Below are 6,528 nucleotides of genomic sequence, written 5' to 3' on the forward strand. Positions count from 1 at the left end.
TCGCGCGGGCGGGGGCGGAGGTGGTGTTGGCGAGCCGGTCGGTGACGGTGCATGCTCTTCAAATCCTCCCCCGGGCACCGGGGGAGGGTGTTGAAGCTTTGGATGGCCCCCGGCCATCCAAGATCGTGTCTGGGGGATACGATCTCGCTTCAACACGTGAGCATTCAGCGAACGGTGGAGGGGGAGCGACGGCAATTGTTGCGCCCAGCCCCGCCCCCTCCGTCTCGCTACGCTCGCCACCTCCCCCGGTTCCGGGGGAGGATTTGCAAGAGATCACCCTCACCGCGCATGTCTCCAAAGGCACCTACATCCGCAGCCTCGCGCGCGACATCGCCATCGCGCTCGGCACCGTCGGCCACGTCACCATGCTCCGCCGCACCAAAGCCGGGCCGTTCGACCTGTCCCACGCGATATCGCTGGACAAACTGGCCGAATTGGGTAAAGCGCGCACGTCTGAAGACAAAATCCTGCCGTTGAGGGCGGGGCTGGACGACATCCCGGCTCTACCCCTCTCCCCCGATCAGGCAGGGCTGCTCCGACAGGGGCGGGTGTTGATCGGGATTGCCGCAGACGATGGCCCCTACTTCGCGCTTTCGGACGATGTTCCGGTCGCTCTGGTCGAGGTTCTGGACCGCGAGGTTCGTGTCGTTCGCGGTTTCAATCTGTAAACGATGTCGAAGGAAAACACATGACGATCACTGCAGAGCGCAAGACCGCGCTCGTCAAGGAACATGGCCGCGTCGAAGGCGACACCGGCAGCCCCGAAGTCCAGGTCGCGATCCTCACCGAGCGCATCCGCAACCTGACCGAGCATTTCAAGGGCCACAAGAAAGACAATCACTCGCGTCGCGGTCTGCTGATGATGGTCAATAAGCGGCGCTCGCTACTCGACTATCTCCGCCACAAAGACGGCGCGCGCTACACCGGTCTCATCGCGAAGCTCGGGCTTCGCAAGTAATACGGACGGCTCCCGAGAGGGAGCCGTTTTGCTATTCGGGCGCGGCGACAATTCGGTTGTCTCGCCCGGTACCACCACCACCGTTCGCCCAGAGCCTGTCGAAGGGCACGGGACATGGGCTTCGACAAGCTCAGCCCGAACGGCGGTGGGGAAAAGCCGGACCACCATCGGTCCGCACATAGGCCCCGTCGGCATCCGGTCGGCGGCGTTGAAGGAAATCCAATGTTCGATACCAAGACTGTAACCACCCAATGGGGTGGTAAGACCCTGACCCTCGAGACCGGCCGCGTTGCGCGTCAGGCTGACGGCGCCGTGATGGCGACGCTCGGCGAGACCGTGGTGCTGTGCGCCGTGACCGCCGCCAAATCGGTGAAGGAAGGCCAGGACTTCTTCCCGCTGACCGTCCATTATCAGGAAAAATATTCGGCTGCCGGCCGCATCCCCGGTGGCTTCTTCAAGCGTGAGCGTGGCGCGACCGAAAAGGAAACGCTGACCAGCCGCCTGATCGACCGCCCGATCCGCCCGTTGTTCCCGGAAGGGTTTTACAACGAAATCAACGTGATCTGTCAGGTCCTGTCGTATGACGGCGAGAATGAGCCCGACATGCTGGCGATGGTCGCCGCGTCGGCCGCGCTGACCATCTCGGGCGTGCCGTTCATGGGCCCGATCGGCGCGGCGCGCGTCGGCTATATCGACGGCGAATACATCCTCAATCCGACGATCGAACAGATCAAGGCCGGCGAGCTCGATCTCGTCGTCGCCGCGACCGGCGATGCGGTGATGATGGTCGAATCCGAAGCCAAGGAGCTTTCGGAAGAAGTCATGCTCGGCGCGGTGCAGTTCGCGCACAAGGCGTGCCGCGAAGTCTGCAACCTCGTCATCGATCTCGCCGAGCAAGCTGCCAAGGATCCGTGGGAAATGGCCGTTCAGGCCGATCTCACCGCCGCCAAGGACAAGCTCAAGAAGCTGATCGGCAAGGACATTGCGGCCGCCTATAAGGTGACCGACAAGTCCAAGCGGTCGAACCTGCTCAACGAAGCCCGCGCCAAGGGCAAAGCAGCGTTCGCCGATGCCGCCCCGCAGGACCAGATGGCTGCCGGCAAGCTGATGAAGAAGCTCGAGGCCGAAATCGTCCGCGGTGCCATCCTGAAGGACGGCCAGCGCATCGACGGCCGCACCACCACGCAGATCCGTCCGATCGAGGCGATGGTGCACTTCCTGCCGCGCGCACACGGTTCGGCGCTGTTCACCCGCGGTGAAACGCAGGCGATCTGCACGACCACGCTCGGCACCAAGGACGCCGAGCAGATGATCGACGGGCTGACCGGCCTGTCCTACGAAAACTTCATGCTCCACTATAACTTCCCGCCTTACTCGGTCGGTGAAGTCGGCCGCTTCGGTGCGCCGGGCCGTCGTGAAGTCGGCCATGGCAAGCTCGCCTGGCGCGCGCTGCACCCGGTGCTGCCGTCGAAGGACGAGTTCCCGTACACGATCCGCGTTCTGTCGGACATCACCGAGAGCAACGGCTCGTCGTCGATGGCGACGGTGTGCGGCGGTTCGCTGTCGATGATGGATGCCGGTGTGCCGCTGAAGCGCCCGGTTTCGGGCATTGCGATGGGCCTGATCCTCGAGGGTAAGGATTTCGCGGTTCTCTCCGACATCCTCGGCGACGAAGATCATCTCGGCGACATGGATTTCAAGGTCGCTGGCACGTCCGAGGGCATCACCACGATGCAGATGGACATCAAGATCGCCGGCATCACCGACGAGATCATGCGTGTTGCCCTGGCGCAGGCCAAGGAAGGCCGCGCGCACATCCTGGGCGAAATGGCCAAGGCGCTCGACCACACGCGCGAAGAACTCTCGGCGCACGCACCGCGCATCGAGACCTTCACGATCGACAAGACCAAGATCCGGGACGTGATCGGCACGGGCGGCAAGGTGATCCGCGAGATCGTCGCGACGACCGGCGCCAAGGTCGACATCGATGACGAGGGCGTGATCAAGGTGTCGTCGTCCGACACCGCGCAGATCGAAGCCGCGATCAAGTGGATCAAGGGCATCGTCGAGGAAGCCGAAGTCGGCAAGGTCTATGACGGCAAGGTCGTCAACCTCGTTGATTTCGGGGCGTTCGTGAACTTCATGGGTGGCAAGGACGGTCTCGTCCATGTGTCCGAAATCAAGAATGAGCGCGTCGAGAAGGTCTCGGACGTCCTGAGCGAAGGCCAGGAAGTCAAGGTCAAGGTCCTCGAGATCGATCCGCGCGGCAAGGTCCGCCTGTCGATGCGCGTCGTCGATCAGGAGACCGGTGCCGAGCTGGAAGACACCCGCCCGGCACGCGAAGAGCGTCCGCGCGGTGATCGCCCGGATCGCGGTCCGCGGCGTGATGGCGACGGTGGCCGTGGCCCCGGCGGCGGCGATCGTGGCCCGCGCGGCGGTGGTGGTGGGGACCGTGGTCCGCGCCGTGACGGCGACGGTGGCCGTGGCCCGCGTCGTGATGGCGGCGGTGAGCGTGGCCCCCGTCCCGAGCGTGCGGCTGGCGGCAACGATGACGGCCCGGCGCCCGAATTCGCGCCCGCCTTCCTGACGGGTGATCGCGACTAAAACCGGACGAACGTTTCGGGAGAGGCAAAGGGGCTCGCGGCAACGCGGGCCCCTTTTTCATGGTCGGATCCAGCGGCTATCCGCAGCGCGCTCGATCGCGTAGCATCGCCACTTCCGGCAGGAGCTTGCGACATGAAACAGCTAATCTATGGCTCGCAACCGTTCGGCTTCGACCGCGCGATGCTCGCCGGAATTCTGGTGGGCGCGCGACGCAACAATGCGCGGGACGACATCACCGGCGCGTTGATCTGCCGCCACGATCTGTATCTCCAGCTTATCGCGGGTCCGGATACGGCCATCGATGCACTGTACACCCGCATCCTGCGCGACGATCGCCATTCGGATGTCCGCTTGCTACTCTCCGACACGGTCGAACAGCGGATATTTCCGGAATGGCGTATGCTCGATGACGAAATGCCATCGATGTCGTGGTCACCGGCTGAGGTAACGGCTGGCGCGGTTGAGGCGGCATCCGCCGCGGCCCTGCGGGAAATTTTCGAGCGTGTCGCTGCCACCGCGCGCGAACGTGCCGCAAAGGTCGATTGATCGGATCCCGTTTGGCCCAACCTGGCGGGTCCGCCTACCCCCCGTCCCGCACCCGCTCATGGTGCCGGATCACTTCATCGATGATGAAGCGCAAAAATTTCTCGCTAAAATCGGGATCGAGGTTCGCATCGCGCGCCAGCCCGCGTAGCCGCGTAATCTGTGCTTCCTCGCGGCTGGGATCGGCCGGGGGGAGCCCGGCGGTGGCCTTGTAGCGGCCCACTGCCTGCGTCACTTTGAAGCGTTCGGCCAGCATACACACCAAGGCGGCATCGATATTGTCGATGCTCTGACGGTATCCGTTCAGCGTTTCGTCGGTCACCGCACACTCCCCATCCCGAATATCGCCCGGGACTGTCCTTTTGCGTGCCCTTACGCGTCCGCGCAAGCCGGGAAAGGCTTGCCTTTGCGTGTCGGCAACGCCACACCGCACGCACGATGACCGCCACCATCTACCGCCTTGACCCGCACCGCGATCCGGGTCGCCCCGCCGCTTCGCTCGATCCGATGGTTGCGCTGGTGACGGGTGACATGAACATGGTCAACGCCGTGATCCTGTCGCGGATGCAATCGCAGATTCCGTTGATCCCGGAACTCGCCGGGCATTTGATCGCGGGTGGCGGCAAGCGGATGCGCCCGATGCTGACACTCGCGAGTGCGCGGCTGCTGGGGTATATGGGCACGCGCCACCACCGGCTCGCCGCCGCGGTCGAATTCATTCATACCGCCACGCTCCTGCATGACGACGTCGTCGATGGGTCGGACCTGCGCCGCGGCAAGCGCACCGCCAATCTGATCTGGGGCAATCCGGCGAGCGTGCTGGTCGGCGATTTCCTGTTCAGCCGCTCGTTCGAGCTGATGGTCGAGGACGGATCGCTCAAGGTGCTCGGCATCCTGTCGGGCGCGAGCGCGATCATCGCCGAGGGCGAAGTCAATCAGCTGACCGCCGCGCGCCGCGTCGACACGCCCGAGGAACGCTATCTCGACATTATTGGTGCCAAGACCGCCGCGCTCTTCGCCGCTGCCTGCCGCGTCGCGGCAGTGGTGGCCGAGCGGCCCGAAGCGGAAGAACTCGCGCTTGATGCCTATGGCCGCAACCTCGGCATCGCGTTCCAATTGGTCGACGACGCGATCGATTACGTGTCCGACGCCGACACGATGGGCAAGGATGCCGGCGACGATTTCCGCGAGGGCAAGGCGACGCTGCCGGTGATCCTCGCTTATGCGCGCGGCTCGGCCGAGGATCGCATCTTCTGGAAGGCGGCGATCGAGGGCCACCGCAACCGCGACGAGGATTTCGCGCACGCGATCGAACTCGTCCGCTCGACCCGCGCGGTCGACGACACGCTCGCCCGCGCCCGCCATTATGGCCAGCGCGCGATCGATGCGCTCGGCATCTTTGCCAACAGCAAGGCGAAGGAAGTGATGGTCGAGGCCGTCGAATTCGCGGTGGCGCGGGCGTACTAGCAGCCAACCTGCGGACCAGGCGTCTCCCCGCCCGCCAATTCCACCTGCAACGTCGCATGGCCGATCCCGAAACGCTCCTTCAACATGCCACGGGCATGATCAAGAAACGCATCCCCCGGATGTCCGCCCGGCATCACCAGATGCGCGGTCAGCACCGTCTCGGTCGTGCTCATCGGCCAGATATGGACGTGATGGACGCGCGCTACGCCCGGCAGCGTGCGCAATTCGCTCCAGACTTTATCCGAATCGATCCCGCGCGGCACCGCTGACAGCGCCATTTCGATCGATTCCTTGAGCAAGCCCCACGTCTGCAGGAAGATCAGCACCGCGATGACGATGCTCACCAGCGGATCGATCCACACCGCGCCGGTCCACCAGATCACCAGCCCCGCCACGACGACCCCGGCCGAGACCATCGCGTCGCTCAGCATGTGGAGATAGGCGCCGCGAATGTTGATGTCGTTCTTGCGGTCGCGCATGAACAGCAAAGCGGTCGCGCCGTTGACCAGGATCCCGGCCCCCGCGACCCATGCCACCATCGGGCCGTCAATCGGGGCGGGCGAGGCGAAGCGCTGCACCGCCTCGAGCACGATCGCGCCGAGCGCCACCAGCAACAGCAACGCGTTGAGCAAGGCGGCGAGGATCGTCGAGCCCTTCAGCCCATAGGTAAAGCGCTTCGACGCCGCGCGCTTGCCCAGCGCAATCGCCGCCCAGGCCGCGCACAGCCCGAGCACGTCGGACAGATTATGCCCGGCATCGGCGAGCAACGCGACCGACCCCGCGATCAGCCCGAACACCACCTCCGCCCCGACAAAAGCGAGGTTGAGCCCGATCCCGATCGCAAAGGCGCGGTCATGCCCGGCGGGCGGCGCATGGGCGTGACCATGCCCGTGGCTATGTCCGTGCCCGTGGTCGTGCCCATGGTCGTGCCCGTGATGACTGTGGCTATGTCCGGC

General features: G+C 64.8%; 6 protein-coding genes and 1 pseudogene. 5 read left to right on the plus strand and 2 right to left on the minus strand.

Going from position 1 to position 6,528, the window contains the following annotated elements:
- From ABWP09_RS01210 to ABWP09_RS01225, 4 genes and pseudogenes are all read left to right on the plus strand, one after another.
- Nucleotides 1-668 (plus strand): annotated as a pseudogene (locus tag ABWP09_RS01210) (tRNA pseudouridine(55) synthase TruB); the annotation flags it as partial.
- 20 nt (nucleotides 669-688) lie between these two features.
- On the plus strand, nucleotides 689-958 hold the full coding sequence (gene rpsO / locus ABWP09_RS01215; protein ID WP_188449437.1) for a 30S ribosomal protein S15: 270 nt from the start codon (nucleotides 689-691) through the stop codon (nucleotides 956-958).
- Nucleotides 959-1,180: 222 nt separating this feature from the next.
- Nucleotides 1,181-3,562: a polyribonucleotide nucleotidyltransferase gene (gene pnp / locus ABWP09_RS01220; protein ID WP_353203347.1), complete on the plus strand. Its 2,382-nt coding sequence runs from the start codon at nucleotides 1,181-1,183 to the stop codon at nucleotides 3,560-3,562.
- A 132-nt stretch (nucleotides 3,563-3,694) separates the two neighbouring features.
- Nucleotides 3,695-4,108 (plus strand): BLUF domain-containing protein, encoded by a 414-nt coding sequence (locus ABWP09_RS01225; RefSeq protein WP_353203348.1) that lies wholly within the window; start codon nucleotides 3,695-3,697, stop codon nucleotides 4,106-4,108.
- Nucleotides 4,109-4,142: 34 nt separating this feature from the next.
- Here ABWP09_RS01225 and ABWP09_RS01230 read toward each other — a convergent pair whose 3' ends face one another.
- Nucleotides 4,143-4,427, minus strand: coding sequence for a chorismate mutase (locus ABWP09_RS01230; RefSeq protein ID WP_353203349.1), 285 nt, complete (start codon nucleotides 4,425-4,427; stop codon nucleotides 4,143-4,145).
- Between the two features lie 116 nt (nucleotides 4,428-4,543).
- Here ABWP09_RS01230 and ABWP09_RS01235 point away from each other — a divergent pair, with 116 nt between their 5' ends.
- On the plus strand, nucleotides 4,544-5,572 hold the full coding sequence (locus ABWP09_RS01235; RefSeq protein WP_353203350.1) for a polyprenyl synthetase family protein: 1,029 nt from the start codon (nucleotides 4,544-4,546) through the stop codon (nucleotides 5,570-5,572).
- Here ABWP09_RS01235 and ABWP09_RS01240 read toward each other — a convergent pair.
- On the minus strand, nucleotides 5,569-6,528 hold a 960-nt coding region (locus tag ABWP09_RS01240), incomplete at its 5' end, for a cation diffusion facilitator family transporter (protein WP_353203351.1). The two genes, ABWP09_RS01235 and ABWP09_RS01240, sit on opposite strands and share 4 nt — an antisense overlap.

Source organism: Sphingomonas sp. (assembly GCF_040398505.1).
Classification (GTDB): Bacteria; Pseudomonadota; Alphaproteobacteria; order Sphingomonadales; family Sphingomonadaceae; genus Sphingomonas.

What these genes read in the sequence shown, in the direction of transcription:
- ABWP09_RS01235 (WP_353203350.1), top strand. Translation starts at nt 4,544, where the DNA reads ATGACCGCCACCATCTACCGCCTTGACCCGCACCGCGATCCGGGTCGC.
- pnp (WP_353203347.1), top strand. Translation starts at nt 1,181, where the DNA reads ATGTTCGATACCAAGACTGTAACCACCCAATGGGGTGGTAAGACCCTG.
- ABWP09_RS01225 (WP_353203348.1), top strand. Translation starts at nt 3,695, where the DNA reads ATGAAACAGCTAATCTATGGCTCGCAACCGTTCGGCTTCGACCGCGCG.
- rpsO (WP_188449437.1), top strand. Translation starts at nt 689, where the DNA reads ATGACGATCACTGCAGAGCGCAAGACCGCGCTCGTCAAGGAACATGGC.